Below are 25,181 nucleotides of genomic sequence, written 5' to 3'. Positions count from 1 at the left end.
AGCTTACCAATCAGTTAAAGATTCATTGAAAATTTCTTGCGTAATTCTGCTAAAAATATCTTCTAAAGCAGTATCTAGTCGAGCGCCAACTAATTGTTCGTTTGCAGGGTAATCGTGGTAAAAAGAAAAACGCTTCTCAAAATCTTTTTCCGGTTCAAGATTGTTATAAAAGCGAACATTAACTGCTATGGTTAAACGGTTTTGTGCCGCTGTATTCTGACTGGTAGAAGTCATGGGTGAAACATAATACTGGACTATTTCTCCTTCGTAAACCAAATCTCCACCGCTGTTTGTTAAGCTCAGGCTGGTTTGGTTTTGAATTAGATCTTGTAATTGTAAGGTAAATGTTCTATCAATTCCGGGTTCAAATAAATCGGCGTTATTCTGAAATTGATCTACTTGAAAGCTTTCTGCATTTCCGGTATCAGCTCCTGAAAGTGAATAAATGCCACAAGCATTTAAACTTGAAAACAACACTAGGGTGAAGATAAAAAAACAGCTTCGTAAAAATATTGATTTATTATTCATTACAAATCGTATTGTTTTATTTTCCGGTATAAAGTACGCTCGCTAATACCAAGTTCTTCAGCGGCGGCTTTGCGTTTTCCGGCATGACGTTCTAATGATTTTTTAATAAGTTCTAATTCTTTATCTTGTAGAGAAAGTGTTTCTTCTTCTTGAATTTCTTCAGCAAACGAATATTTATCTTCTTTGGGAGCAGAAATTTCTTGCTCATGTTTTTCAGGGATTTGAAGCACTTCCATTTGTTCTTCTAATTCCTCTTCGTAAGCTTCTTGCTCTTCATCGTTTCCGTAAATTTTACGAATCAGATTTTCATTATCGTTTTGAACTTCTTCATTATTACCACTTTGCATTAACTCTAAAGTCAATTTTTTGAGATCGTTCAAGTCGCTTTTCATATCAAAAAGCACTTTATAAAGAATTTCGCGTTCGTTGCTAAAATCGTTTTCTTTTTTCTTATCGCCAATTACTGCTGGCAAGTTACGCCCCATATCGGGTAAATAACCTTTTAGGTTTTCCGCGTCGATGATTCTGCTTTTTTCTAACACTGAAATTTGTTCGGCAACATTTCGTAATTGACGAATATTTCCTGCCCAGCGATATTTTAACAACATGGCGGTAGCTTCATCGTCTAAACGAACAGATGGCATTTTATATTTTAATGCAAAATCTGAAGCGAACTTTCTGAATAATAAATGAATATCTTCTTTCCGATCGCGCAAAGGAGGAAGATGAATTTCTACCGTACTTAATCTGTAATAAAGATCTTCTCTAAATTTTTCTTTTTTAATGGCATCAAACATATTTACATTTGTTGCCGCAACAATTCTAACGTTGGTTTTTTGCACTTTTGAAGAACCAACTTTAATAAATTCTCCGTTTTCTAGTACACGCAATAAGCGAACCTGAGTAGTTAAGGGAAGTTCTCCCACTTCATCTAAAAAAATAGTTCCGCCATCGGCAACTTCAAAATAACCATTTCTGGTTTGGGTTGCGCCGGTGAAAGCACCTTTTTCGTGGCCGAATAATTCACTGTCAATAGTTCCTTCTGGAATAGCACCACAGTTTACGGCAATATATTTTCCATGTTTTCGGTGAGAAAGCGAATGGATTATTTTAGGAATACTTTCTTTCCCAACACCGCTTTCTCCGGTTACTAATACAGAAATATCGGTTGGGGCGACTTGCATTGCTTTTTCGATAGCTCTGTTTAGCGCCGGGTCGTTACCGATAATTTCAAAACGTTGTTTTATAGCTTGAACTGATTCCATACGTTGTACTCGATAATCGAGATTTAAATGCTTCGAGCCTTGCCTCGAAATTCAACTATTTTTTTCTTTAAATATTTTCGGAATTTTTTCCGAAGTAGTATTTTAATTATTTTCTGAATAACCAACAGCTTCACCAATTAGCGTTGCGCTGGTACAATCGGTTATTTTTACGTTTACAAACTCTCCAACTTTGTAGTCTTCTTTTGGAAAAACAGCTACCGTATTCTGTGTGATGCGACCACTCCACTGTTCATTAGATTTTTTAGATTCTCTTTCGATTAAAACTTCTACGGTTTCTCCCAAGAATCGTTGTGTTCTAAAATGGTTATGTTCTCGCTGAAGTTTTACTATTTCTGCCAGTCTTCGTTGTTTTGTTTCTGCAGGAACATCATCTTCCAGTTTACGCGCAGCCATAGTTCCTGGTCTTTCGGAATAAGCATACATATATCCAAAATCATACTTTACGTATTCCATTAAAGATAAAGTGTCTTTATGATCCTGCTCTGTTTCAGTTGGGAAGCCAACTATTAGATCCTGAGAAATGGAGCATTCTGGCATTAATTCTCTTATGTAATCTATAAGCTTAAAATATTCTTCTCGAGTGTGCAACCTGTTCATTTCCTTTAGCATTCTATTGCTTCCGCTTTGAACCGGTAAATGAATATGCTTGCAAATGTTGGGGTAGTTAGCCATAACTTCAATAACGTCCAAAGTCATATCCTGTGGATTTGAAGTAGAGAACCTAATTCTCATTTTTGGTTGTGCTTCTGCAACTAATTTCAAAAGTTGTGAGAAATTAGTAGCCGTAGCTTTTTGTATTTCAGAAGCTTTCTTAAAATCTTTTTTAAGTCCGCCGCCATACCATAAATAACTATCAACATTTTGACCTAAAAGTGTAATTTCTTTGAATCCTTTTTTCCAAAGATCGTTTACTTCTTCTACAATACTTTGTGGGTCTCGACTTCGTTCTCTTCCGCGGGTAAACGGAACCACGCAAAACGTACACATATTATCGCAACCACGAGTAATGGAAACAAAAGCTGAAACGCCATTGGTTTGTAAACGAACGGGAGAAATATCACCATAAGTTTCTTCTTTAGAAAGCAGCACATTTATAGCGTCACGACCAGCTTCAACTTCGTCTATTAGATTGGGTAAGTCTTTATATGCATCTGGCCCGACTACCAGATCGACTATTTTTTCTTCTTCCAAAAATTTCTCCTTAAGACGTTCGGCCATACAACCTAAAACGCCCACTTTCATTTTTGGGTTTGTTTTTTTTACTGCATTATATTTTTCAAGCCTTTTTCTAACGGTTTGTTCGGCTTTTTCTCGAATAGAACACGTATTCACTAAAACAAGATCTGCTTCTTCAAGCTTTTGCGTGGTATTAAAACCTTCTTTAGCAAGGATAGAAGCTACAATTTCACTGTCGCTAAAATTCATTGCACACCCATAACTTTCAATAAAAAGTTTGCGGCTATTTTCTTTCTTAGGTTCTATGTTTAGTGAAGTTCCTTGTTTTTTTTCATCAATTACCTTCTCCATAAATCAACGTTCAAAATTAAAGTGAAGCGCAAAGATACATTGAAATCAACTAGCTGACAAACTGACAGCACGAAGTTTTTTGTATAAAGTTAAAAATTGTGGTTTCTTTGGTGTAACTAACCAAATTTCTGATTAAATGAATTTACAAGAAATAGAACAGCGAATTAATAAAGCACCGGAATTAAATTTCGGGAATATTTTTGATGAATCTACGGCCTTATTTAAAAAAGTATGGCTGCAGGGTTTAGTGATTATTTTATTGACCGTACTTTTAATGTTGCCTATTTATCCTATTTTTTTTATTTCGTTTTTAGGTGTAGAAGCATTAGAAATTCCAACCACGTATTCTATTGAAAACAATGATATTTGGGTTGCGATTCCGAGTATATTATTAATGATTATTTTCATGTTATATGCAATGGTAATTTCCTTTGCATTTCAAGCCGCTTTTTTTAGGATTTGCCGAAATGAAGATTTAGCACTCGGCGAAGTCAATAATTACTTTTACTATTTTAAGGGAAAATACATCTCAAAAATACTTTTAATAGGTTTAGCTTCGTTTGGTATTTCATTAGTAGCTATGCTGTTGTGCCTTTTTCCCCTCATTTATGTAAGTGTGCCTATTTCTTTCTTTGCGCTTGTTTTTGCATTTAATCCAGAATTGAGCGTTTCAGAAATTATTAAGGCAAGCTTTTCTTTGGGGAATAAAAAATGGCTCATCACTTTTGGCTTAACGATTATCGCGAGTTTTTTAGCACAAATTATAGGAATGTTGTTGTGTTTTGTGGGAGTTTTATTTACCGCTTCTTTTGTGTATTTACCAACTTATTTTGTCTATAAAAAAGTAGTAGGATTTAAAGAACAAACAGATAGAAATTTTATTGATTTATAAAAAAGAATGAAATTTTTTCTTGAAAAAAAACTTTAAAAAAAGGGACTTTAAATGGATGAAAAATAAAAGGTTCAGTTATAATTTTTAAGTGTCTAATACAGCAAATAAAAAAAATACCCTAGTTTTGCAACCATAAAATCGATACGAATGGCGAAGAATTTAGTGATTGTTGAGTCCCCTGCAAAGGCAAAAACCATTGAAAAATTTTTAGGAAAAGACTATAAGGTAGAGTCTAGTTTTGGGCATATTGCAGATTTGCCAACCAAAGAATTAGGGGTAGATGTTGAAGCAGATTTCAAGCCGAAATATGTAGTCAGTAAAGATAAAAAAGATGTCGTAAGACGTTTAAAAAAACTAGCCGATCAGTCTGAGTTAGTTTGGCTGGCAAGTGATGAAGACCGAGAAGGAGAAGCAATTGCATGGCACTTGGCTGAAGAATTAAAATTAGATAAAGAAAAAACAAAGCGAATTGTTTTTCATGAAATCACCAAAAACGCCATTTTAAAAGCTATTGAAAATCCGCGTACGATTGACTATAATTTGGTGAACGCACAACAAGCCAGGCGCGTATTAGACCGCTTGGTAGGTTATGAGCTTTCACCGGTTTTATGGAGAAAAGTAAAAGGAGGTTTGTCTGCAGGTCGTGTACAATCGGTCTCGGTGCGATTGATTGTAGAACGCGAACGCGAAATTCAAAAGTTTACGCCCAAAGCTTCATACAGAGTAGACGCTGAGTTTACCACAGGAGCCGGAAAAAGCTTTAAAGCGAAACTTCCAAAAAACATTCAGACTAAAAAAGAGGCTGAAGAATTTTTACAAGAAAATATAGGAGCTAATTTCAAAGTAGCCGACCTCACCAAAAAACCGGCTAAAAAAACACCGGCTCCGCCATTTACAACTTCTACGCTTCAGCAGGAAGCAGCAAGGAAATTATATTTTTCAGTAAGTAAAACGATGACCATGGCGCAGCGTTTGTACGAAGCCGGTCATATTACTTATATGAGAACGGATAGCGTTAATCTTTCAGATGAAGCAAAAAAAGGAGCAGCGCGTGAAATAAATTCGGCTTATGGTGAAAAATATTTAAAAGCGAGAAATTACAAAGGGAAATCTAAAGGAGCGCAAGAAGCGCACGAAGCAATTCGTCCTACAAATTTTGCTAATCATTCGGTAAATGCAGATTACGATCAGCAGCGTTTATATGAACTGATTTGGAAAAGAGCTATTGCTTCACAAATGAGCGATGCACAATTAGAGCGTACTAATGTGAAAATTGAAGCCGACAAACACGATAAGCAATTTACAGCTAACGGAGAAATATTAAAATTCGATGGTTTCCTAAAGGTTTACTTAGAAGGGACCGATGATGAGGAAGAAGAACAAGCAGGATTATTGCCGGCGATGAAGGCAAATGATGCGCTGGAAAATGAATACATAAAAGCGACCGAACGATTTACGCGACCGCCATCACGTTACACCGAAGCTTCGCTGGTGAAAAAATTAGAAGAATTAGGAATTGGACGACCTTCTACTTATGCGCCAACCATTTCTACTATTCAAAACAGAAAGTATATAGAGAAAGGTAGTATTGACGGGAAAGAACGAGAATACAGTCAGTTTCGCTTAAAAAATCAAAAAGTAGAAGAAAAAAGTCTTACCGAAATGGTAGGCAGCGATAAAGGAAAATTAATTCCTACAGACGTGGGAATGGTAGTAAACGACTTTTTGGTCACGCATTTCAGTAATGTATTGGATTATAATTTTACGGCAAAAGTAGAACAAGATTTTGATGATATTGCCGGAGGAAATGAAAAATGGACAGAAATGATGAATTCGTTTTATAATGAATTTCATCCCACTGTTCAAGATGTAGCAGAAAATGCAGAGCGTGAAGTTGGGGAACGTGTTTTAGGAAAAGACCCGGAGAGCGGAAAACCGGTAAGTGTCCGTTTAGGAAAATTCGGTCCCATGGTTCAAATTGGATCGGTTGAAGATGATGAAAAACCAAAATTTGCGAGTTTAGGTCCGGACCAAACCTTGAGTAATATTACCTATGAAGAGGCGATGGATTTGTTTAAACTTCCAAAAGAATTAGGTGAATATAAAGAGGAACAAGTTGAGGTGAATAATGGGCGTTATGGTCCTTATGTGAAATTCGGAAAAAAATATGTTTCTCTGGCAAAAGGAGAAGATCCGATGAATGTAACTTTTGATCGTGCCTTAGAATTGATAAAAGAAAAGGAAAAAGCAGACGCTCCTATCTATAATTATGAAGGAGAAGATGTTCAAAAAGGAGTAGGTCGTTTTGGTCCTTATTTAAAATGGAACGGAATATTTATCAATGTTAGTAAGAAGTACGATTTTGATAATCTTTCCGAAGATGATATTGTTACCTTAATAGAAGATAAGAAGAAAAAAGAGCGCGAAAAATTAATTCACCACTGGAAAGACGAAGGAATTAAAGTAGAGAAAACACGTTGGGGGAGAAGTAAAATTACCAAAGGAAGAACAAAGGTAGAGCTTCCAAAAACGGTAGACGCTAAAGCGCTTACTTTGGATGAGGTAAAAGATATCATCGAAAAGAACACCAAAAAGAAAAAAACTACACGAAAAAAATCTACTAAAAAAAGTACGACTAAAAAGAAAAAATAATGGCATTTGATTTTTTAGAACCGGTAGCAGATGAAGTTTTAGAAATTTTATCTGATGCGCCGGACACTTCGCTTGCAAAGCAAATTCAAATCCATTCTTATGAAAACGGATTGCCAAAACTAGAAAATGTTCAAGTGGCCATCCTAGGTGTTAGAGAAGATAGAAGAGCTTTAGCAAGTTTAGATAATTCATTTAATTTTAATAAGCTTAGGCAGAACTTTTACCAATTATATAATGGTAATTGGCATACCTCTATTGTTGATTTAGGCGATATATTGCCTGGAGAATCTGTAGACGATACCTATTATGTTGTTAAAACAATTGTAGAAGATTTAATTAACCGTAAAATTATTCCCATTATTCTTGGTGGCGGTCAAGATTTAGTTTACGCACAATACAGAGGTTATGATAATTTCGGTAGAATGGTAAACCTTGTGAATGTAGATGCCTGTTTTGATTTAGGAGATGCAGAAAAAGAAATTAGCGATCGTAGCTATGTTGGTAAAATGGTGGTAGACCAGCCTTATAATTTGTTTAATTATGCAAACTTAGGCTATCAAACATATTTTAATTCGCAAGAAGAGATCGGCTTATTAGATAAACTTTATTTTGAATCTTATCGCTTAGGTGAATTAACTGCAGATATCTCAAAAGTAGAACCTGTTATGCGAGATGCAGATATGGTTAGTATAGATATTAATGCAATAGAAAACTTGCAAATTAGTAATGATGCTGCTTTAAGTTCACCTAATGGGTTTACCAATAGGGAGATTTGTGCACTGGCAAGGTATGCGGGTATCAGCGACAAGGTGAGTTCTTTTGGTTTTTATCAGCTTCAAAATTTGGAATTATCGAAAAATAACTCTATGTTGGTCTCCCAAATTTTATGGTATTTTATTGAGGGAGTAAATTTTCGAAAGAATGAAAACAATATATCTTCAAAAAAAGAGTTTCTACAATATAAGGTGCCTATTCAAGATGAGGTTCTAATATTTTATAAAAGTGAACGCTCAGGTAGATGGTGGATAGAAATTCCGTATTCTTCAACTTTTAACAATAAATTAAAAAAGAATACGTTATTGCCATGTACGTACCAAGATTACTTAGAAGCTTGTAATCAGAATATTCCGGAACGTTGGTTCAAAGCGAGACGGAAAAATGAGCTTTAAAAAACCACTCTTTTTAGCGTGTTTTTTTAGAATTTTTTAAGAAAAAAATTGTTTTTTAATAAATAAATAAATAGGTTTACGCCCTTTAATCAAGATTATCTTAACCTAAATTAAGTTATGAAGAAAATATTTTCTATTGTTGTATTAGTTTCTTTTCTCGCAAGTTGCGGTGGAGGAGATCGAGGACAATTAGTTGGAGCTCAAGGAAATGACTGGCACCCTGAGAAGCCTTTTGGAATGACATTGGTTCCTGGAGGTTCCTTTGTTATGGGGAAGTCTGATGATGATGTTGCCGGAAGAAAAAATGCGCCAACAAAAACGGTAACGGTTAGTTCATTTTATATGGACGAAACTGAGATTACCAATTCAGAATACAGACAGTTTGTTTTTTGGGTAAGAGATTCTATCGTGAGACATCGCTTAGCTGAAGAAGCAGAGTTCGCCGGTGGCGGAGGTCAAGGCCAAGGTGGTGGCGGAAATAATGGAGGTTCAATCCAGGATTTCGCTTTCAAAGGGGCAGGTAACCAAAACAATAATAATAACGGGGGTGGTGCAAATGGTGCAAACTCAAACCAAACACCTTACCAACAATATTCTATACATTACGATCCAACAAATCAAAGTATAAACTGGGAGCCTGAGATTTTGTGGGAAACTGCAGAATACCCGGATGAGCCTTATGTGCGTGTGATGGATGAAATTTACCTTCCTCCGGAGCAATCTTATAATGGTCAGCGTTTAATGGATGTTACTAAATTCAAGTATAGTTATAAGACCTTAGATATAGAGGCTGCGGCTAGAGAGCAAGGAAATCGTGAAGATTTTATTGTGGAAAATGAAGTGGAAGTTTATCCGGATACCACTGTTTGGATTAAAGATTTTAACTATTCATATAATGAGCCAATGCATAATGATTATTTCTCTCACGCTGCTTATGATAATTATCCTGTAGTAGGGGTAACTTGGCAGCAAGCAAAAGCTTTTTGCGATTGGAGAACCCTATATCACAATGGTTATAGAAGAGAAAAAGGCTTGCATAATGTTCGTGTATATCGTTTACCGCACGAGGCAGAATGGGAATATGCTGCTCGTGGTGGAATAGAAGGAGCTACTTACCCTTGGGGTGGTCCTTATTCAAAAAATGATAGAGGTTGTTTCTTAGCAAACTTTAAACCTTTGCGTGGAGATTACGCAGCAGATCAAGCATTATATACCGTAGAAGCAGAATCTTTTGAGCCAAATGATTATAATCTTTATAACATGTCTGGTAATGTAGCAGAATGGGTAGATTCTTCGTATAGCCCAGATTCTTATGAATTTTATTCTTCTATGAATCCAAGTGTTAACGATAAAGAAAACAAGCGTAAGGTTGTACGTGGAGGTTCTTGGAAAGATGTTGCTTACTTCTTGCAAGTAGGAACTAGAGATTATGAATATTCAGATTCCGCTAGAAGTTATATCGGCTTTAGAACAGTTCAAGATTATTCAGGAAATAGTGATATTCAGTTAAATCAACCGCCTAGATAATCAACTAAAATTTAGAATTACAATTATTTTACTCAAATATTTACATTTAACTTAACTTAAAAACAACTAAAATTTTTATTATGGCAAAATCAAAAAACAGTAAGAAGGTAATGAATATGGTGTATGGTCTAGGTGCAGCAATTGTAATCCTAGGAGCATTATTTAAAATTATGCACTGGCCTTTTGGTAACGCAATGTTAATTGCAGGATTAATTACAGAGGCACTTGTATTTACCGTTTCTGCTTTTGAACCAGTTGACGATGAATTAGATTGGTCTTTAGTTTACCCGGAATTAGCTGGTGGTGCAGTAAGCACTAAAGGCAAGAAAGAAGCACCTCAAGATGCTGAAGGAATGTTATCTAAAAAATTAGATAATATGTTAAAAGAGGCAAAGATTGATGGCGCATTAATGGCAAGTCTTGGAGACAGTATCAAAAATTTTGAAGGTGCTGCAAAAAATATGGCTCCAACAGTAGATGCTATTTCTTCTCAGAAAAAATACAGTGAAGAAATGACCTTGGCTGCAAGTCAAATGGAATCATTAAATAATCTTTATAAAGTACAATTAGAATCAACAAGTAAGCAAGCAGAGGCTAACCAGGCTGTTGCTGAAAACGCTTCTAAGTTACAAGCTGAAATGCAATCATTGACATCTAACCTTTCTTCATTAAATGGAGTGTACGGAGGTATGTTAACGGCAATGAGACCAAACGCCTAATCCATATTGTATAACTAATTTTATTAATTAAAAAATTTAACTAAGAATATGGCAGGAGGAAAACAAACCCCAAGGCAGAAGATGATTAACCTGATGTACTTGGTTTTCATCGCGATGATGGCATTAAATATGTCTAAAGAAGTGTTGAGTGCTTTTGGTATGATCAATGAAGATTTAACTGAGGCAAATACTAACGCAGAAAGTCGTAATCAAAACTTTATGGCGGGATTGGCAGCGAAAGCTTCAGAACAGCCTAAGGTATATAAACCATTACAGGAAAAAGCACAAGAGGTACAAACCATTTCTTCTGATTTGAATAACTACATTGCTGGACTAAAGCAAGGTGCTCTTGAAACAGAAGATGATCCAAAGGATTATGAAGCAATGGATAAGTCTAGTTATTTTGATGAGTTATTTTATCAAAGCAAGATAACAGATGAAGGTCAGAAATTTGTGAATAAGATGGATACTTACCGTACTGAAATGCTTAGTCTACTAGGATCTCTAGAAGGACCGCAGTATCGTCAGATAGAGAAAACAGTACAGGACAAATTTAAAACTGAAAAAGTTGATGTTGGAGAAGGTGTTAAAAAAGAATGGATTAACTATCACTTTATTGGTTTCCCTTTAATCGCTTCATTGACAAAAATGACCCAGTGGCAAAACAATATCAAGACTGTTGAAAATCAATTGCTTTCTGCAATGATGCAAGGAGAGCAAACAGCTCAATTATCTATGAGTAAATATCAAGCTATTGTTATTCCAGATAAAACTGCTTTTTTTAGTGGAGAAAACTTTAAAGGTAAGGTTGTTCTTGGGCGTTTTGATGATCAGCTTAGTTTTGATAAAGTAATGATTAATGGAGAGGAAATGAATAATGCTGGTTCTACTGGTACTGTTGAGTTGGACTTTCCAGCTGGTAATGTAGGAGAGCAAAATATTGAGGGTGAGCTTCAATTTAAAGAAGGTGATTCTATTGTAAAAATTGATGTAAAAACTTCTTATGCAGTAATTCCTAAACCAAATGCAGCAGTAATTTCTGCCGATAAAATGAATGTGGTTTACAGAGGGGTAGACAACCCAATGACTGTTTCTATTCCTGGAGTTCCTAGTGTATCGGCTAATGGTCCTGGACTTCGTTCTGCAGGTGGTGCTGGAAAATACGTGATGAACGTAACTAGTGTTAAAGCTCGTGAAGTAAGTATTAATGTTTCTGGTAAATTACCAACGGGGGAAACTGTTTCTGATAGCAAGAAATTTAGAATTAAAGAAATTCCACGTCCGGTTGGAACTGTAAGAGGGGAAGATGGAAACGGTGGTCCGGTAAGAATGCAACGTAATGGTTTAGAGATCTCAACCATCAGCGCTGAAATCCCGGATTTCGATTTTGACCTGAAATTAAATGTTTCTGGATTTAAAATGCAAATTCCTGGGCAGCCAATTGTTCAAGTAAACGGACAGAAATTAAATGGAGCCGCTAAACGTGCCCTTCAAGGTGCTAAGCGAGGTGATATTGTTCAAATTTTTGACATTCAAGCAAAAATTGCAGGAAATTCTAGTTATAGACTTCCGGCAGTATCGCCTGTAATTGTGCAGCTTACAAATTAAGAATAAAATATTATTAAGTTATGAAGATGAAGAATCTATTTGTATTACTAATAGTTGCCGTTTTAGGAGGAAATACATATGCGCAAACAAATATTTTGAATGCGGATACTCCTTCTGAAATAGGAAAGAAAACCGATGCTCAGATCGCAAACGACAATGATGAGCCATTGCCTTATGGTTATGTTGACGAGCGTGATATTCTTTGGGCAAAAACTACTTGGGAATATATTGATTTGGATGAGCGTGTTAATTTACCACTGCTTTACCCAATTGATACAGGTAGATTAGGAAGTGAGCGTTTGTCACTTTTTAATGTCCTTTTAAAAGGAATTAGAAGTGGCGAAATAAAAAATGTTTATGCGGACTCTTATTTCAACAGAAAGAGAACTTTAGAAGAATTAGGGCCTACATTATCTCGTAGAGATACGCTTCAAGGAGGTTACGATCAATTAAATGCGGGAGAAGAATTAGATCCGCAGTTTGTGAGAAGAACCGATGTAGATGGAGCTGATGTAGAAGGCTACAGAATTAGAGGCTATTGGTATTTTGATACGCGTCAAGGTGAGTTACGTTACCGATTATTAGGGATTTGCCCGATGGTAATTGATGCTTATGCGAAAAGCACGAATAATCCAAATGCTAAACCTGTAGAGCTTTTCTGGGTTTTTTATCCGGAAGCACGAAAGGTCTTGCATGATGCTCAAGTCTTTAACAGGGCTAATACAGCACAGCCACTCACGTTCGATCATTTGCTCAATTCTCGTCGCTTTGATGCGGTTATCTATAAAGAAGATAATGTACAAGGAGATCGTGAAGTAGATGAATACGTAGCTGATAACGCGCTAATGCAGTTGTTAGAATCGCAACGTATTAAAGAAACAATCCGAAATTTTGAATCGGATATGTGGAACTATTAATTCATAACTTATCAAAAATGAATCAAGCGCCCTTTATCTTAAAGGGCGCTTTTATATTATGGCTATGTTAGATTATCTTATAATTGGTGGAGGTTTAAGTGGTATCGCTTTCGCCGAACAATTACGAAAACAGTCCAAAAGTTTTTGTCTTATTACTGATGATTCGCAGCAATCTTCTAAGGTAGCCGGTGGAATATTTAATCCGGTAATCTTAAAACGCTTTACTTTGGCCTGGAAAGCCGACAAGCAATTAAAAGAGGCTATTCTGTTTTATCAAGCTATTGAAGAAATATTAGGCGAGAGTTTACTGAAATTTATGCCTATCTATCGCCGCTTTAATTCTGTCAAAGAACAAAATGATTGGTTTGCATCGGCTGATAAGCCTTTGTTATCTAGTTTTTTATCGACCGATTTAATGAAAAATATACCGGGTATTCATTCGGAATTTAGTTTTGGTAAAGTTGAACAAACCGGTGTACTGGATACAAAAAGATTATTAAAAGCTTATCGAGCCTTTTTACAGGCTAATGATCTGTTACTTGTCGATACTTTTGATCATCAGCAAATGCGGATAGAGGATGATGTTGTTTATTATAAAGATAAAGTTGCTAAACGAATTATCTTTTGTGAAGGATATGGTTTAGTTCAAAATCCTTTTTTTCGAGATCTATCCCTGAAAGGAAATAAAGGTGAATACCTCATCATCAAATCAGAAGAGCTGAAATTAACAGCCATGATAAAATCTTCGGTTTTTATCATTCCACTTGGGGATGATTTATATAAAATAGGGGCAACTTACGAGCGTAAATTTGAAAATCAAAAACCCAGCGAAGAAAAGAAAACTTATCTTCAGCAAAAATTAGATAAGGTGCTTGACTGTCCGTATGAAATAATTGATCAACAAGCTGGAGTTAGACCTACAGTTCCGGATAGAAGACCCTTAATTGGTCAACACCCAAGACATAAGCAATTATTTATTAGTAATGGTTTTGGCAGTAGAGGTGTTTTAATAGCACCTTCTGCAAGCGAAATGCTTTTCAATTATATAGAACATAAAACGCCACTTGATGCAGCAGTAGATTGCAAGCGTTATTTTAATTAGTTTAATCGATGGTTTTCTGCTGATAACTAAAAAAGAAATTAATCCAAATATTTCTAGATAAACGCATAATAATTGGCATTAAACCGATAAGAGTAGCTACGATGACAACAAAAGAAGTCAGTAGGTTTGCTCCAAAAAAATAATAGGCAATAATAAAGGCTGCTACAGAAAAAGCAACGCCTAGCGCATAACTTACATACATGGCGCCATAAAAAAATGAAGGTTCAATCTTATATTTCGTTTGGCAATTGCTGCATTTGTCGTGCATATCGTACACACTCCCTAATTTATAAGGGTTAGCGGTTTTATACATATTTTCTTCGTGACAAACCGGGCATTTTCCTGTTAAGATGCTGTAAATTTTATGGCCTTTTAATAATTTCATTGCTTGAGTTTTATACCTATACAAATTTAAGCATCTTTGCAAATAATTATGTCACATACGTTACACTAATGTTGAATATTCACAATTTATCGATCTCTTTTCAAGGAGAATTTTTATTTGAAGAAATTACTTATCGTTTAGGTGCGGGAGATCGCATCGGTTTGGTAGGGAAAAACGGCGCCGGAAAATCGACGATGCTAAAAATTTTAGCCGGCGATTTAGAAGCCGATACCGGACAAATAGCAAAAGAAAAAGACCTGCGAATAGGATTTTTGCGTCAGGATATCGATTTTGAAGAAGGAAGAACAGTGCTTGAAGAGTCTTATCAAGCTTTTGTAGAGATCAAGAGACTCGAAAAAAAGCTGGCTGAAATAAATCACGACCTAGCAGAACGAACCGATTATGAAAGTGATTCGTATCATCAGCTTATGATCGACTTAAATGATGTTCAACATCAATATGAAATTCTAGGCGGGTATAATTATCAGGGCGAGACCGAACGTATTTTACAAGGTTTAGGTTTTGAAAGAGAAGATTTCAATAAACTTACCGAAACTTTTTCCGGCGGTTGGCGTATGCGTATCGAACTCGCCAAATTGTTGCTTCAGAATAATGATATTTTATTGCTCGATGAGCCGACAAACCATTTGGATATTGAAAGTATTATCTGGCTGGAAGATTTTTTAAAAGCCTATTCGGGTTGTGTCGTAATTGTTTCGCACGATAAAATGTTTTTAGACAATGTTACCAATCGCACTATAGAGATTTCACTTGGTAAAATTTACGATTACCCAAAACCTTACTCTACGTATTTAATTTTACGTAAAGAACGCAGAGAGCAACAAGCTGCTGCACAAAAAAATCAGCAAAAGGAAATTGAACATACCGAAAAGCTAATCGATAAATTTAAAGCAAAAGCCAGTAAGGCATCGATGGCAAAATCGCTTGAAAAAAAGCTTGATAAAATCGATCGTATTGAAGTTGATGAAGACGACAATAGTGTAATGACTTTAAATTTTCCAATTTCGGTGAATCCCGGGAAAGTAGTCATCGAAGCCGAAGACATATCTAAAAGCTATGGAAATAAAAATGTGCTTCAACACATAGATTTAGAAATTGCGAGAAATGCGAAAACAGCATTTGTAGGTCAAAACGGACAAGGAAAATCTACCTTAGCCAAAATTATTGTCGGCGAAATTGAGCATCAAGGAAAGCTGAAATTAGGTCATAATGTGCAAATCGGATATTTTGCTCAAAATCAAGCCGAATATTTAGACGGAAACAAAACCGTTCACGATACAATGCTAGATGCCTCTAATGAAAAAACACGAACTAAAGTCCGCGATATTTTAGGGTCGTTTTTATTCAGAGGCGATGATGTAGATAAATATGTAAAAGTTCTTTCAGGAGGTGAGCGAAATCGTTTAGCGCTTGCAAAAATGTTACTGGAGCCATTTAATGTGCTCGTAATGGATGAGCCTACAAACCACTTAGATATTCAGTCTAAAAATGTTTTAAAAGATGCCTTGGCAAAATTTGAAGGAACCTTAATTCTAGTTTCACACGATCGTGATTTTCTTCAAGGCCTAACCCATACCATTTATGAGTTTAAAGATCATAAAATAAAGGAATATTTAGGGGATATCGATTATTATTTACAAGAGCGAAATATCGAAAATTTACGGGAAGCAGAAAAAAGGACTAGTGTAAAAAAAGAAGCAGCTCCGTTAAACCAAAAGCCTTCAAAACAGTCCTATAAAGACCAGAAGAAATTAAAGTCGCTAAATAATAAGTTGAGCAATGTTGAAGCAAACATAGGAAAGCTGGAAAAAGAAATTAAGGAAGATGATGTGGCACTGGCAACAAACTATGATAAAACGGTTTCAGATCCTGAATTTTTCACCCGTTACGAAGCAAAAAAAGAAGAGCTAAATACCTTGATGCAAAATTGGGAAGAAATTCAAGAACGTTTAGAGCAATTCAACTAGCCTTAAAATATTGCTAAACTTTTAATTTTTTCAGGGGGTTTATTTCAACTAATCTTATTATTACTAAATTTTGTAAATAACGTTGAATGAGAAAGTTTGTTAGTATTTTTATCGGGTTGCTTATTTTAATCGGTGCCGGCGCATTCGCCTACTATTTAATAGACAGCAATAAAAAAGAAAAACCACCGGTGCAAAAAACTGTAAAAACAGTTTTTGTAGATACGGTTCAAAACACAAGCGTTCCGGTTCAACTTCCCGCAAACGGAAGCTTAATTGCAAAAAACAGAATCGAATTATTTTCTGAAGTACAAGGGGTTTTTCAGTACAGCGCAAAAGAATTTAGGCCCGGGCAAAGCTATAAACGAGGCCAAGTCTTAATAAAACTAAATGCACAAGAATATACGGCGTCAGTTCAATCGGCTAAAAGTGAACTCTACAATCAAATTGCCGCAATCATGCCCGATTTGCGTTTGGACTATCCCGAAGTTTTTCCGAAGTGGGAAAAGTACCTCAATGATTACGACCTTGAAAAAACTACACCACAACTTCCTGAAATTTCCAATTCTAAAGAACGCTATTTCATTACCGGAAGAGGTATTTTATCAACCTACTATAATGTCAAAAATTTAGAAGAACGGCTGATTAAGTATACGATCATCGCTCCGTTTGATGGTGTTTTAACCGAAGCTGTTGTAACTAAAGGCGCATTGGTTCGACAAGGACAAAAACTGGGAGAATTTATAGATCCTTCGGTTTATGAGTTAGAGGTTTCGATAGCAAAAGAATATAGTGATTTGCTAAAGGAAGGAGAGAAAGTAAAGCTTACAGATTTAGAAGGAAAGAAAAACTATAGCGGGATTGTTTCACGTATAAACGCTAGTATAGATCAAAATACACAATCCATTCGCGTGTATATTGAAGTGAAGAATGACTCCTTAAAAGAAGGCATGTATCTCGAAGCGCAAGTGGAAGCAAAGCAAGTAGAAAATGCCATTTTAATCGATCGAAAGTTATTGGTAGATCAAACGCAGTTGTACATCGTAAGAGATAATGTCCTCGATTTAGTAGAAGTAAATCCGGTGTACACCTCAGAAGAAAAAGCAGTTATCAAAGGATTGAAAAACGGGACTCGGTATGTAAATAAACCGGTTTCCGGTGCCTATGCAGGAATGCCGGTAAAGGTCTTTCAAGATCAACAAAAAGCTAAAACTCCCAACTAATGCGAAATGTCATCAGTTATTTTATTCGCTACCAAGTTGCTGTTAATGTTGTAATTCTGGCATTTATCGCCTTCGGAATTATAGGCTTGACAAGAATGAAGTCTTCGTTTTTTCCGTTGATAGAATCTAAGATTGTCAACATCGATCTAAATTATCCCGGTGCCACTCCACAGGAAATCGAGGAGGGAATTGTTCTTAAGATTGAAGATAATTTAAAAGGTTTAGCCGGCATAGATCGGGTAACATCAACTTCGCGTCAAGGAGGAGGAAGCATTACAGTAGAAATCGATCAGGATGAGGATATCGATATTATGCTTACCGAAGTTAAAAATGCCGTAGATCGTGTGCCTACTTTCCCGGCAGATATGGAGCCGCTGGTTATCGCAAAAGAAGAGAATATTCGTGAGACTATTTCCTTTGCAATAAATGGCGAAGGCGTTTCACTTACCACTCTAAAAGAAATTAGTCGTTCCATTGAAGATGATTTACGGAGATTAGACGGGATTTCACAAATTGAAATTACCGGTTTTCCGGAAGAGGAAATACAAATTGCCGTTCGTGAAAATGACTTGTTAGCCTATAATTTGACTTTTCAAGAAGTAGCCAATGCAGTGGCGGAAACTAATATTTTAACTACGGGAGGTGATATTAAAACCAGCGCTGAAGATTTTTTAATCCGCGCGAGCAATCGGTCGTATTATGCAGACGAATTAAATAATATTGTAGTAAGAGCAAATGATAACGGAACGCTGGTTCAGTTAGAAGATGTAGCGACCGTTCGAGATCAGTTTTCAGAAACGCCCAATGCCTCTTATTTCAACGGAAATGTTGCCGTAAATGTCAATATCAGCAATACCAATAATGAAGATTTACTTTCTACAGCTGAAAAAATTAATGATTATGTAGTTGATTATAACGAAAGTCACGAAGTTGTTCAACTTGATGTTACGCGCGATTCTTCGGTCCGTTTAAATCAACGTACGCAATTGCTTATCGAAAATGGAATTATGGGGATTGCTCTGGTGCTTATTTTTCTTTCGTTCTTTCTGAATACTCGACTCGCTTTTTGGGTAGCCTTTGGCTTACCGGTGGCTTTCTTGGGGATGTTTATTTTTGCAGGTTCGCTAGGTGTTACTATAAATGTGCTTTCCCTTTTTGGAATGATTATCGTTATCGGAATTTTAGTAGATGACGGAATTGTAATATCCGAAAATATCTACCAGCATTATGAAATGGGAAAATCTCCGATTAAAGCTGCAGTAGACGGAACCATGGAGGTGATTCCTCCCATTGTTTCGGCTATCATTACAACGGTTTTAGCCTTTGCTACCTTTCAGTTCTTAGATAGTAGAATAGGCGAATTTTTTGGGGAGGTTTCCACCGTGGTGATTCTTACTTTGGCGGTTTCCTTAGTAGAGGCGTTAATTATTTTACCGCCACATATTGGGCATTCTAAAGCACTGGTGAGAGAAACTGCAGAAGAACAAAACAATAAAAAAGGAATCGATAAAATTTTTTATAAACTGCGCTGGTTCAATAAAAAAGGGGATCAGTTTATGCAGTATTGCCGTGATCATATTTATAGCCCGGTCTTAAAGTTTGTATTGCGTCAGCGGTTTTTATCCTTTGCTATTGTCATTGCTGCTTTTCTGGTGACTATCGGAGCCATTGGAGGGGGGATTATTAGAATTACCTTATTTCCGAGTATTGCTAGCGATACGGTAAGCATTGATTTGTTGATGGCTGAAGGAACAAATCCTAAACGAACCGATTCGGTTATTTCGATGGTTGAAGCGGCTGCGTGGCGCGTAAATGAAGAATTTACCAAAAAACAAACCGGAAATAAACAGGTAGTAGAAAACATCATTAAACGCGTAGGTCCCGGAAATAATAAAGCTTCCTTGCGGGTGAATTTATTACCGGGCGAAGAACGTGATTTCGGTTCGCCTGAAATTACCAATGCCATTCGTGATGAAGTTGGAGAAGTCTACGGCGTAGAACAATTAACCTTCGGTTCCGGTGGAAATTTTGGGGGGAGTCCTATTTCAGTTTCATTGTTGGGGAATAATACCGAAGAATTAAAAGCGGCAACAGAAGAATTACGTGAGGCCTTGCAAAGTAATTCTTTGTTAAAAGATATTACCGATACTGATCCTGAAGGCGCTAAGGAATTAAACGTAAGCTTAAAAGATAATGCGTATGCGTTAGGGTTGACACTCAACTCCGTTATGCGTCAGATACGCGGCGGATTTTTCGGAGCCCAAGCACAACGCTTTCAACGCGGACAAGATGAGATTCGGGTTTGGGTGCGTTATGGTTTAGAAAATAGAAATTCCTTAAGCGATTTAGATGAAATGCGAATCGTTACTCCAACGGGAGAACGGGTTCCTTTTCAAGAAATTGCCAATTATAGAATTGCGAGAAGAGATGAATCAATTCGGCATTTAAATGGAGTTCGGGAGATTCAGGTAAATGCTGATATGGAAGATCCAAATGGAAGTTCAACGGAGATCTTGCTTGATATTCAAAATAATATTATGCCTGAAATTACATCAAAATATCCTACGGTTAAAGCCTCATATGAAGGGCAAAATAGAGAAGCGGGAAAATTAACCGATTCTGCCAATAAAGTTTTTCCTGTTATCTTATTTTTAATTTACGCGACGATCGCGTTTACGTTTAGAAGTTATAGTCAGCCGCTCTTGTTAATGTTGATGATTCCGTTAAGTGTGATTGCAATTGGGTGGGGACATTTAATTCATGGTTTCCCTATTAATGTACTTTCAGCTTTGGGAATTATTGCGCTCATCGGTATTATGGTAAATGATGGCTTGGTGCTTATCGGAAAATTTAATGCCTTTTTAAAAGAGGGAATGAAGTTTGACGATGCATTGTATGAAGCAGGAAGATCAAGGTTTCGCGCTATATTTTTAACTTCTGTAACCACCATTGCCGGTTTAGCACCCTTATTACTGGAAAAAAGTAGGCAAGCACAATTTTTAAAGCCGATGGCCATTTCAATTGCCTACGGAATAGGAATCGCTACAATGTTGACACTTTTGTTTTTACCGTTATTATTATCGGCAACCAACGAATTGAAAACAAAAATAAAGTGGTTAAAAACCGGAGATAAAATTTCGAAAGAAGAAGTAGAACGCGCTATTAAAGAACAAAAAATAAAAGAAGATGAAGAAAATTAATCAATTTCTTTTAGCGATTATTTTATTAGCCGGATTTGTTGTTCAAGCGCAAGAACAGGTTCCGTTTCTATCGAAGAAAGAAGCGATAGAACAAACCTTAGAAAATAATTTCGGAATAGAAATAGCTGAAAATAATACGGAAATAGCCGAAAATAATGCAGGGGTTTTAAATTCGGGATATTTGCCAAGTTTAGTGGGAAATGCTTTTGCCGATTATAGTTTAAACGATCGTTTAACAGAAGTAAACGGTGAAGAGCCACGAGACCAAAACGATTTGGAAAATACGGGCTATGGCGGCTCTATTGCCTTAAATTATACGCTTTTTGATGGTTTAGGAAGATTGTACAATTACCGGCAGTTAAAAGAACAATACAATTTATCTGAGCTGGAAGCCAGGGAAACGATTGAAAATACAATGTTAGAACTCTTTTCAGTATATTTTGAAATTGCTCGACTGTCAGAAAATGTAGAAGTCTTAAAACAAACACTTGCCATTTCCAGACAACGCGTTACACGGGCAGAATATCAATTTGATTACGGCCAGAGCAACAAGTTAGAAGTATTGAATGCTAAGGTTGATGTAACCAACGACAGCATTAATTTAATTAGCACCAAACAACAGCTGCGCAATACCAAAAGAGATCTGAGCGTAATTTTAAACCGAGAGCCTTCTGCTCAGTTTGAAGTAGATACCTTGGTCTCGTTTACACCGGAAATCACTATTGAAAATTATGTGGAAAAGGCGAAAGAAAATAATGTTTCGCTATTACAAATTGAACAAAATTTAGTGATTAGTGAGTATGATGTTAAGGTGAATAAATCAGGCTATTTACCTACTGTGGGCTTAACCGGATCTTATGGGTGGAATAGAAACAGAAGTGCAGAAAGTCCGTTTTTTCCGGGTTCATTGCAAACTACCTCAGGACTTTCAGCAAGTGTGAATTTATCTTGGGATCTTTTTGATGGCGGTTCAACCTCCGTTCGGGTAAGAAATGCAAAAATACGCTATGAAAATCAGCAATTACAAAAAGAACAAATTGAAAATGAAGTTCATCGAGATTTAAAAAATGCGCTGGATAGTTACCAAAACCGATTGTATATTTATAGATTACAAGAGCAAAATGTGATCACGAGTCAGGCTAATTTTGAGCGATCAGAAGAGCGATTTAAGATAGGGCAGATTTCTTCGATAGAATTTAGGCAAGCGCAAATTAATTTGATCAACGCAAAAACAAGTAAAAATTTAGCTAAGTATGATGCAAAGTTAGCAGAACTGCAAGTCTTGCAATTATCGGGTCAGCTGTTAAATGTAGAATTTTAGAAACCTATGTATGCTAGAACATTTTTTTCAATGTCCCCATTGCTGGGAAGAAATATCCATGCTATTGGATCCTTCGGTGAGTCAGACTTACGTTGAAGATTGCGAGGTCTGTTGCAATCCCATAAAAATAGAAGTGAAATTTGAATCCGGAAATTTAATAGACTTTCGTACCGGAAGTTTAGAGCAATAAAAACTGCTTACAGCTAATCAAGATGTGCTTTAAAGATGTTATAAAAAGCAGTCCTAAAAAGGTGTAAGCAGCAGTTTATTCTGTTTATTTTTATCGTCTAAATAATCTTGAAATTAAAGAGATAACCAGCAGCACAATAAAGATGTAAAAAATAATTTGTGCAATATCTGCAGCTCCATCAGCTATTCCGCCGAAGCCAAAAATTGCGGCAACTAGAGCGATAATCAAAAAAATAACAATCCATCGTATCATAATAATAAAGTTTAAGGTTAGTTCGTATTTTGGTTAATAATTAAAATTCAGTAAAAAATTAATAAGCTTGCTTAAATTCTTCTAAGTTGTTTAATACCAATTGACGCAGTGAACTAAAGTGCATTTCTACAATTTTAGTTGAAGCTCTTAAGAGGCGCTCATCGGTATGTGAAACAGCATGGCTGAATTGCAAATAGGCGATTTTTCGTTCAAAATCTATGGCTACTTCGTCTGCATTGTATTTTTTCTTTAGTATAAAGGTATACAGCTTTTCGGTAGCACGATTTCTTGAACAGGAAAATGTTTCTTTTATTTCCTGAATAATGGCCTCTTCGTAATAGTATTCTTTAACTTTCATTTTTTCTTTTAAAAATAGAATGAAAGTAGATGATAATCAAGCTTTAAAAGACAATTGGCGCATTTTTAACACAAAAATGAACAAATCTTAAAAAAAGATTAATCTTTAGGGATCAGTACCTTAGGAGGTTTTCCTTTTCTAAATTGGTTGGGTGTTAAGTTATAACGCTCTTTAAAGAGTTTAGAAAAATAACTCGGATTACTTAAACCAATTTTTTCGGTAATTTCCTGAATACTGCACTCAGTGTTCATCAATAAATCTTGCGCTTTTTCCAGTCTTTTTTTCTGTATAAAATTATTTACCGTATCCTGATAAAGGTATTTAAAGCCTTCTTGTAATTTGTTAATATTAATACCAATGGCATTCGCAAATTCTTTTACAGTGTAGGTTACCGAAAGGTTTTTTGTCATATTTTCTGTAAATGCAATTATTTTTTCAATTTCTTGTTTGCGGAGCACTTGCTGATTTTTATCGAGTTTTAAGTCGTCTTCATATTGCTCAATTTGTACGGCAAGCATTTCTAAGGCTTGCGACTCTAATTTAACGGCTCGTATAAAATCAGAAAAGAGGTCGGTATTCATTTCTTGGATTAGATCAGCGGTACGTAAACTATAATTTCCTTTATAGTAGAATAGTTTATGCGCCTCCACATCTAATAGTAAATTTTTTAGAGGGTGACTAAATTTTTTAAGGCTACAAGAAAACTCGCTTAAAAAGACTTCGCGGTCTATCTCTAAACTGTTCATATGTACACGTTTACCGGCTTCAAATTCCAAAACATGACCGTTATGTGCGCTGCTTCCAATTAGGGCGTTTTGATAGGTTTCTATCAAATTAGGCTTGTTTAACTCTTCAAAGCTGTGTTTTACCACTCCCTTGCTGCAAAATATAAATTTTAAGGGGTGAATCTGACTCAACGAAAAATGAATATGAATGTCTTCTTTAAACACGCAATCATATTCAATTACGCCTATTCCTTTTCTAAAATTAATTCCCCGAACATAGCCTTGTCCATGTGCTTCAGGTATTTCAATAATGTATTCATCACAATGTTTAATTACTTCTCCTTGTAATTCTTCAGCTAAATCCTTGATAACATCCTTTAAGGGTAATGATTTTACATACAGATTTTTCATGTATTTGTCTTATTATTTATGTGTAATGCGTTGCTGTTCGTCAGTCATTCTAGAGAACTTTGAACCCTAAAGGTAGCGATTTCCGAGGAAGTTGTTAAAATTAAATTTAATTCTTGATGAAAATAGCATTTATTGCACATAATGATTACCCAATTACGAAGGCTTGTACAGGCTATAATGACAGGTTTATGCTACGTTTAATAGAGTCCTTAAAACAAGAAGGCATAAAAGTTCTGTTGTTTGCACAAGAAGGATCGCAAGTCGATTGCGAATTGTATAGTTTCCATACGCATTCTGTTGATTGGCAATATGACGATGAAGTTTCATCAACACAAAAAAAAGAAGTAGAAGATCAACACGCCTATGCTGAAGCCTTTCAGTTGTTAGCCACATCAGATGTAGATGTGGTGCATAATTTCAGTTTGCATTCTTGGCCTATTTATACGGCTCAATTTTTACCTATGCCAAGTTTAACGGTATTGTCAAAAAAGCCATTGGCTTTACTACAAAGTGCAGTAAAATTAAATTCGCATTCGCATAGCTATTATGTAAGTCCTACCTACTATTTTAAATCGCTTTGGGAATCCTATACGCCTATCAATGAGGTAATTTATCAAGGTGTAGATACTGTTAAATGGAAATTTAGAAATGCCTATGAGGAGAAGCAACTTATTTATTGGGGACCCATAGAGCGATCAGGGAAGCTGGATGAGTTGATCAAAGTGTGTCAAGAAAACGGCTGGAAATTATGGATTGTAGGCGAAATAACCAATAAGGCTTATTTTGAATATATGATTCAGTCGAGTTTAAATACAGCCATAGTTTATTTGGGTGATTTAGCAGAAGAACAAGTGGTACCTTATTTAGGAAGCGCACAAGCGGCTGTATTCTTAGATGAAAAATCAACGACACCCGAAAATATTTTAAAGTCTTTAAGCTGCGGGACTCCGGTAAGCTGCATTGCTCATGAACGTTTTATGGAATATGTGCCGGCTAGCTGTGGAAGTTTGATTTATGACCTTACTAAAGAAACTTTAAAACAAGCGATAGTCGATAGTTTGCAAAAAGATAGAAAAGATTGCCGTAGTTTTATTGAAGGAAACTTTACGGTTCAACAAGGAGTAGATACGTATCAGCTTCTTTATCAGAAAATTATCAATCAATTTCAAGCCAATAAAAAAGTAAACGCATACTCGTAAAATAA

General features: G+C 36.0%; 21 protein-coding genes. 14 read left to right on the top strand and 7 right to left on the bottom strand.

Going from position 1 to position 25,181, the window contains the following annotated elements:
• Positions 1 to 3: 3 nt before the first annotated feature.
• The 3 genes from D9R05_RS08230 to miaB all read right to left on the bottom strand — a co-directional run bounded on the left by D9R05_RS08230 (position 4) and on the right by miaB (position 3,341).
• The gene (locus D9R05_RS08230) at positions 4 to 528 is read right to left on the bottom strand and encodes an LptE family protein (RefSeq protein WP_121666747.1); all 525 of its coding nucleotides are present in this window, start codon (positions 526 to 528) and stop codon (positions 4 to 6) included.
• Positions 528 to 1,793, bottom strand: a complete 1,266-nt coding sequence (locus D9R05_RS08225; protein ID WP_121666746.1) for a sigma-54 interaction domain-containing protein — start codon at positions 1,791 to 1,793, stop codon at positions 528 to 530. The genes D9R05_RS08230 and D9R05_RS08225 overlap by 1 nt, the downstream gene beginning before the upstream one ends.
• A gap of 102 nt (positions 1,794 to 1,895) precedes the next feature.
• Positions 1,896 to 3,341 carry a tRNA (N6-isopentenyl adenosine(37)-C2)-methylthiotransferase MiaB gene (gene miaB, locus D9R05_RS08220; RefSeq protein WP_121666745.1) on the bottom strand — a complete coding sequence of 482 codons (1,446 nt, stop codon included), beginning with the start codon at positions 3,339 to 3,341 and terminating at the stop codon, positions 1,896 to 1,898.
• Positions 3,342 to 3,477: 136 nt separating this feature from the next.
• On the opposite strand from miaB, the gene D9R05_RS08215 reads away from it, so the two are divergent.
• From D9R05_RS08215 to D9R05_RS08180, 8 genes are all read left to right on the top strand, one after another.
• Positions 3,478 to 4,233, top strand: coding sequence for a hypothetical protein (locus D9R05_RS08215; protein WP_121666744.1), 756 nt, complete (start codon positions 3,478 to 3,480; stop codon positions 4,231 to 4,233).
• Positions 4,234 to 4,380: 147 nt separating this feature from the next.
• Positions 4,381 to 6,885, top strand: coding sequence for a type I DNA topoisomerase (topA, locus tag D9R05_RS08210; RefSeq protein WP_121666743.1), 2,505 nt, complete (start codon positions 4,381 to 4,383; stop codon positions 6,883 to 6,885).
• Positions 6,885 to 8,054, top strand: a complete 1,170-nt coding sequence (locus D9R05_RS08205; RefSeq protein WP_121666742.1) for a formimidoylglutamase — start codon at positions 6,885 to 6,887, stop codon at positions 8,052 to 8,054. Before topA ends, D9R05_RS08205 begins: the two co-directional genes overlap by 1 nt.
• A gap of 117 nt (positions 8,055 to 8,171) precedes the next feature.
• Positions 8,172 to 9,581, top strand: a complete 1,410-nt coding sequence (gene porK, locus D9R05_RS08200; RefSeq protein ID WP_121666741.1) for a T9SS ring complex lipoprotein PorK/GldK — start codon at positions 8,172 to 8,174, stop codon at positions 9,579 to 9,581.
• Positions 9,582 to 9,661: 80 nt separating this feature from the next.
• A complete protein-coding gene (porL, locus tag D9R05_RS08195) occupies positions 9,662 to 10,300 on the top strand; it encodes a type IX secretion system motor protein PorL/GldL (protein ID WP_121666740.1) in 639 nt (212 codons plus the stop codon).
• Positions 10,301 to 10,348: 48 nt separating this feature from the next.
• Positions 10,349 to 11,908, top strand: coding sequence for a type IX secretion system motor protein PorM/GldM (porM, locus tag D9R05_RS08190; protein ID WP_121666739.1), 1,560 nt, complete (start codon positions 10,349 to 10,351; stop codon positions 11,906 to 11,908).
• A gap of 20 nt (positions 11,909 to 11,928) precedes the next feature.
• A complete protein-coding gene (porN, locus tag D9R05_RS08185) occupies positions 11,929 to 12,825 on the top strand; it encodes a type IX secretion system ring subunit PorN/GldN (RefSeq protein ID WP_121666738.1) in 897 nt (298 codons plus the stop codon).
• Positions 12,826 to 12,889: 64 nt separating this feature from the next.
• Complete coding sequence (locus D9R05_RS08180; RefSeq protein WP_121666884.1) at positions 12,890 to 13,927, top strand: NAD(P)/FAD-dependent oxidoreductase; 1,038 nt, start codon at positions 12,890 to 12,892, stop codon at positions 13,925 to 13,927.
• Between the two features lies 1 nt (position 13,928).
• On the opposite strand, the gene D9R05_RS08175 is transcribed toward D9R05_RS08180, so the two are convergent.
• Positions 13,929 to 14,312: a DUF983 domain-containing protein gene (locus D9R05_RS08175; RefSeq protein WP_121666737.1), complete on the bottom strand. Its 384-nt coding sequence runs from the start codon at positions 14,310 to 14,312 to the stop codon at positions 13,929 to 13,931.
• Positions 14,313 to 14,380: 68 nt separating this feature from the next.
• On the opposite strand from D9R05_RS08175, the gene D9R05_RS08170 reads away from it, so the two are divergent.
• The 5 genes from D9R05_RS08170 to D9R05_RS08150 all read left to right on the top strand — a co-directional run bounded on the left by D9R05_RS08170 (position 14,381) and on the right by D9R05_RS08150 (position 22,231).
• Entirely contained in the window at positions 14,381 to 16,300 is a 1,920-nt protein-coding gene (locus D9R05_RS08170) for an ABC-F family ATP-binding cassette domain-containing protein (protein ID WP_121666736.1), read from the top strand.
• A gap of 86 nt (positions 16,301 to 16,386) precedes the next feature.
• Positions 16,387 to 17,520, top strand: coding sequence for an efflux RND transporter periplasmic adaptor subunit (locus tag D9R05_RS08165; protein WP_121666735.1), 1,134 nt, complete (start codon positions 16,387 to 16,389; stop codon positions 17,518 to 17,520).
• On the top strand, positions 17,520 to 20,720 hold the full coding sequence (locus tag D9R05_RS08160; protein ID WP_121666734.1) for an efflux RND transporter permease subunit: 3,201 nt from the start codon (positions 17,520 to 17,522) through the stop codon (positions 20,718 to 20,720). Before D9R05_RS08165 ends, D9R05_RS08160 begins: the two co-directional genes overlap by 1 nt.
• A complete protein-coding gene (locus D9R05_RS08155; protein WP_121666733.1) occupies positions 20,707 to 22,041 on the top strand; it encodes a TolC family protein in 1,335 nt (444 codons plus the stop codon). The genes D9R05_RS08160 and D9R05_RS08155 overlap by 14 nt, the downstream gene beginning before the upstream one ends.
• 10 nt (positions 22,042 to 22,051) lie before the next feature.
• Positions 22,052 to 22,231 carry a CPXCG motif-containing cysteine-rich protein gene (locus D9R05_RS08150; protein WP_121666732.1) on the top strand — a complete coding sequence of 60 codons (180 nt, stop codon included), beginning with the start codon at positions 22,052 to 22,054 and terminating at the stop codon, positions 22,229 to 22,231.
• 90 nt (positions 22,232 to 22,321) lie between these two features.
• Here D9R05_RS08150 and D9R05_RS08145 read toward each other — a convergent pair whose 3' ends face one another.
• The 3 genes from D9R05_RS08145 to D9R05_RS08135 form a co-directional block, all read right to left on the bottom strand.
• Complete coding sequence (locus tag D9R05_RS08145) at positions 22,322 to 22,483, bottom strand: DUF1328 domain-containing protein (protein WP_121666731.1); 162 nt, start codon at positions 22,481 to 22,483, stop codon at positions 22,322 to 22,324.
• A 58-nt stretch (positions 22,484 to 22,541) separates the two neighbouring features.
• Entirely contained in the window at positions 22,542 to 22,841 is a 300-nt protein-coding gene (locus tag D9R05_RS08140) for a hypothetical protein (protein ID WP_121666730.1), read from the bottom strand.
• A 98-nt stretch (positions 22,842 to 22,939) separates the two neighbouring features.
• The gene (locus D9R05_RS08135) at positions 22,940 to 23,977 is read right to left on the bottom strand and encodes a helix-turn-helix domain-containing protein (RefSeq protein WP_121666729.1); all 1,038 of its coding nucleotides are present in this window, start codon (positions 23,975 to 23,977) and stop codon (positions 22,940 to 22,942) included.
• A 116-nt stretch (positions 23,978 to 24,093) separates the two neighbouring features.
• Here D9R05_RS08135 and D9R05_RS08130 point away from each other — a divergent pair, with 116 nt between their 5' ends.
• Positions 24,094 to 25,176: a glycosyltransferase gene (locus tag D9R05_RS08130; protein WP_121666728.1), complete on the top strand. Its 1,083-nt coding sequence runs from the start codon at positions 24,094 to 24,096 to the stop codon at positions 25,174 to 25,176.
• Positions 25,177 to 25,181: the final 5 nt, after the last annotated feature.

This window comes from Mesonia aquimarina (genome assembly GCF_003667275.1).
GTDB classification, from domain to species: domain Bacteria; phylum Bacteroidota; class Bacteroidia; order Flavobacteriales; family Flavobacteriaceae; genus Mesonia; species Mesonia aquimarina.
Note: the sequence above shows the minus strand (reverse complement) of the source record. Positions and strands in the feature narration are given on the sequence as shown.

Bases quoted from the DNA above. Each gene is read 5' to 3' on its own strand.
- D9R05_RS08230 (WP_121666747.1), bottom strand. From the start codon at position 528: ATGAATAATAAATCAATATTTTTACGAAGCTGTTTTTTTATCTTCACC.
- D9R05_RS08225 (WP_121666746.1), bottom strand. From the start codon at position 1,793: ATGGAATCAGTTCAAGCTATAAAACAACGTTTTGAAATTATCGGTAAC.
- miaB (WP_121666745.1), bottom strand. From the start codon at position 3,341: ATGGAGAAGGTAATTGATGAAAAAAAACAAGGAACTTCACTAAACATA.
- D9R05_RS08215 (WP_121666744.1), top strand. From the start codon at position 3,478: ATGAATTTACAAGAAATAGAACAGCGAATTAATAAAGCACCGGAATTA.
- topA (WP_121666743.1), top strand. From the start codon at position 4,381: ATGGCGAAGAATTTAGTGATTGTTGAGTCCCCTGCAAAGGCAAAAACC.
- D9R05_RS08205 (WP_121666742.1), top strand. From the start codon at position 6,885: ATGGCATTTGATTTTTTAGAACCGGTAGCAGATGAAGTTTTAGAAATT.
- porK (WP_121666741.1), top strand. From the start codon at position 8,172: ATGAAGAAAATATTTTCTATTGTTGTATTAGTTTCTTTTCTCGCAAGT.
- porL (WP_121666740.1), top strand. From the start codon at position 9,662: ATGGCAAAATCAAAAAACAGTAAGAAGGTAATGAATATGGTGTATGGT.
- porM (WP_121666739.1), top strand. From the start codon at position 10,349: ATGGCAGGAGGAAAACAAACCCCAAGGCAGAAGATGATTAACCTGATG.
- porN (WP_121666738.1), top strand. From the start codon at position 11,929: ATGAAGATGAAGAATCTATTTGTATTACTAATAGTTGCCGTTTTAGGA.
- D9R05_RS08180 (WP_121666884.1), top strand. From the start codon at position 12,890: ATGTTAGATTATCTTATAATTGGTGGAGGTTTAAGTGGTATCGCTTTC.
- D9R05_RS08175 (WP_121666737.1), bottom strand. From the start codon at position 14,312: ATGAAATTATTAAAAGGCCATAAAATTTACAGCATCTTAACAGGAAAA.
- D9R05_RS08170 (WP_121666736.1), top strand. From the start codon at position 14,381: ATGTTGAATATTCACAATTTATCGATCTCTTTTCAAGGAGAATTTTTA.
- D9R05_RS08165 (WP_121666735.1), top strand. From the start codon at position 16,387: ATGAGAAAGTTTGTTAGTATTTTTATCGGGTTGCTTATTTTAATCGGT.
- D9R05_RS08160 (WP_121666734.1), top strand. From the start codon at position 17,520: ATGCGAAATGTCATCAGTTATTTTATTCGCTACCAAGTTGCTGTTAAT.
- D9R05_RS08155 (WP_121666733.1), top strand. From the start codon at position 20,707: ATGAAGAAAATTAATCAATTTCTTTTAGCGATTATTTTATTAGCCGGA.
- D9R05_RS08150 (WP_121666732.1), top strand. From the start codon at position 22,052: ATGCTAGAACATTTTTTTCAATGTCCCCATTGCTGGGAAGAAATATCC.
- D9R05_RS08145 (WP_121666731.1), bottom strand. From the start codon at position 22,483: ATGATACGATGGATTGTTATTTTTTTGATTATCGCTCTAGTTGCCGCA.
- D9R05_RS08140 (WP_121666730.1), bottom strand. From the start codon at position 22,841: ATGAAAGTTAAAGAATACTATTACGAAGAGGCCATTATTCAGGAAATA.
- D9R05_RS08135 (WP_121666729.1), bottom strand. From the start codon at position 23,977: ATGAAAAATCTGTATGTAAAATCATTACCCTTAAAGGATGTTATCAAG.
- D9R05_RS08130 (WP_121666728.1), top strand. From the start codon at position 24,094: ATGAAAATAGCATTTATTGCACATAATGATTACCCAATTACGAAGGCT.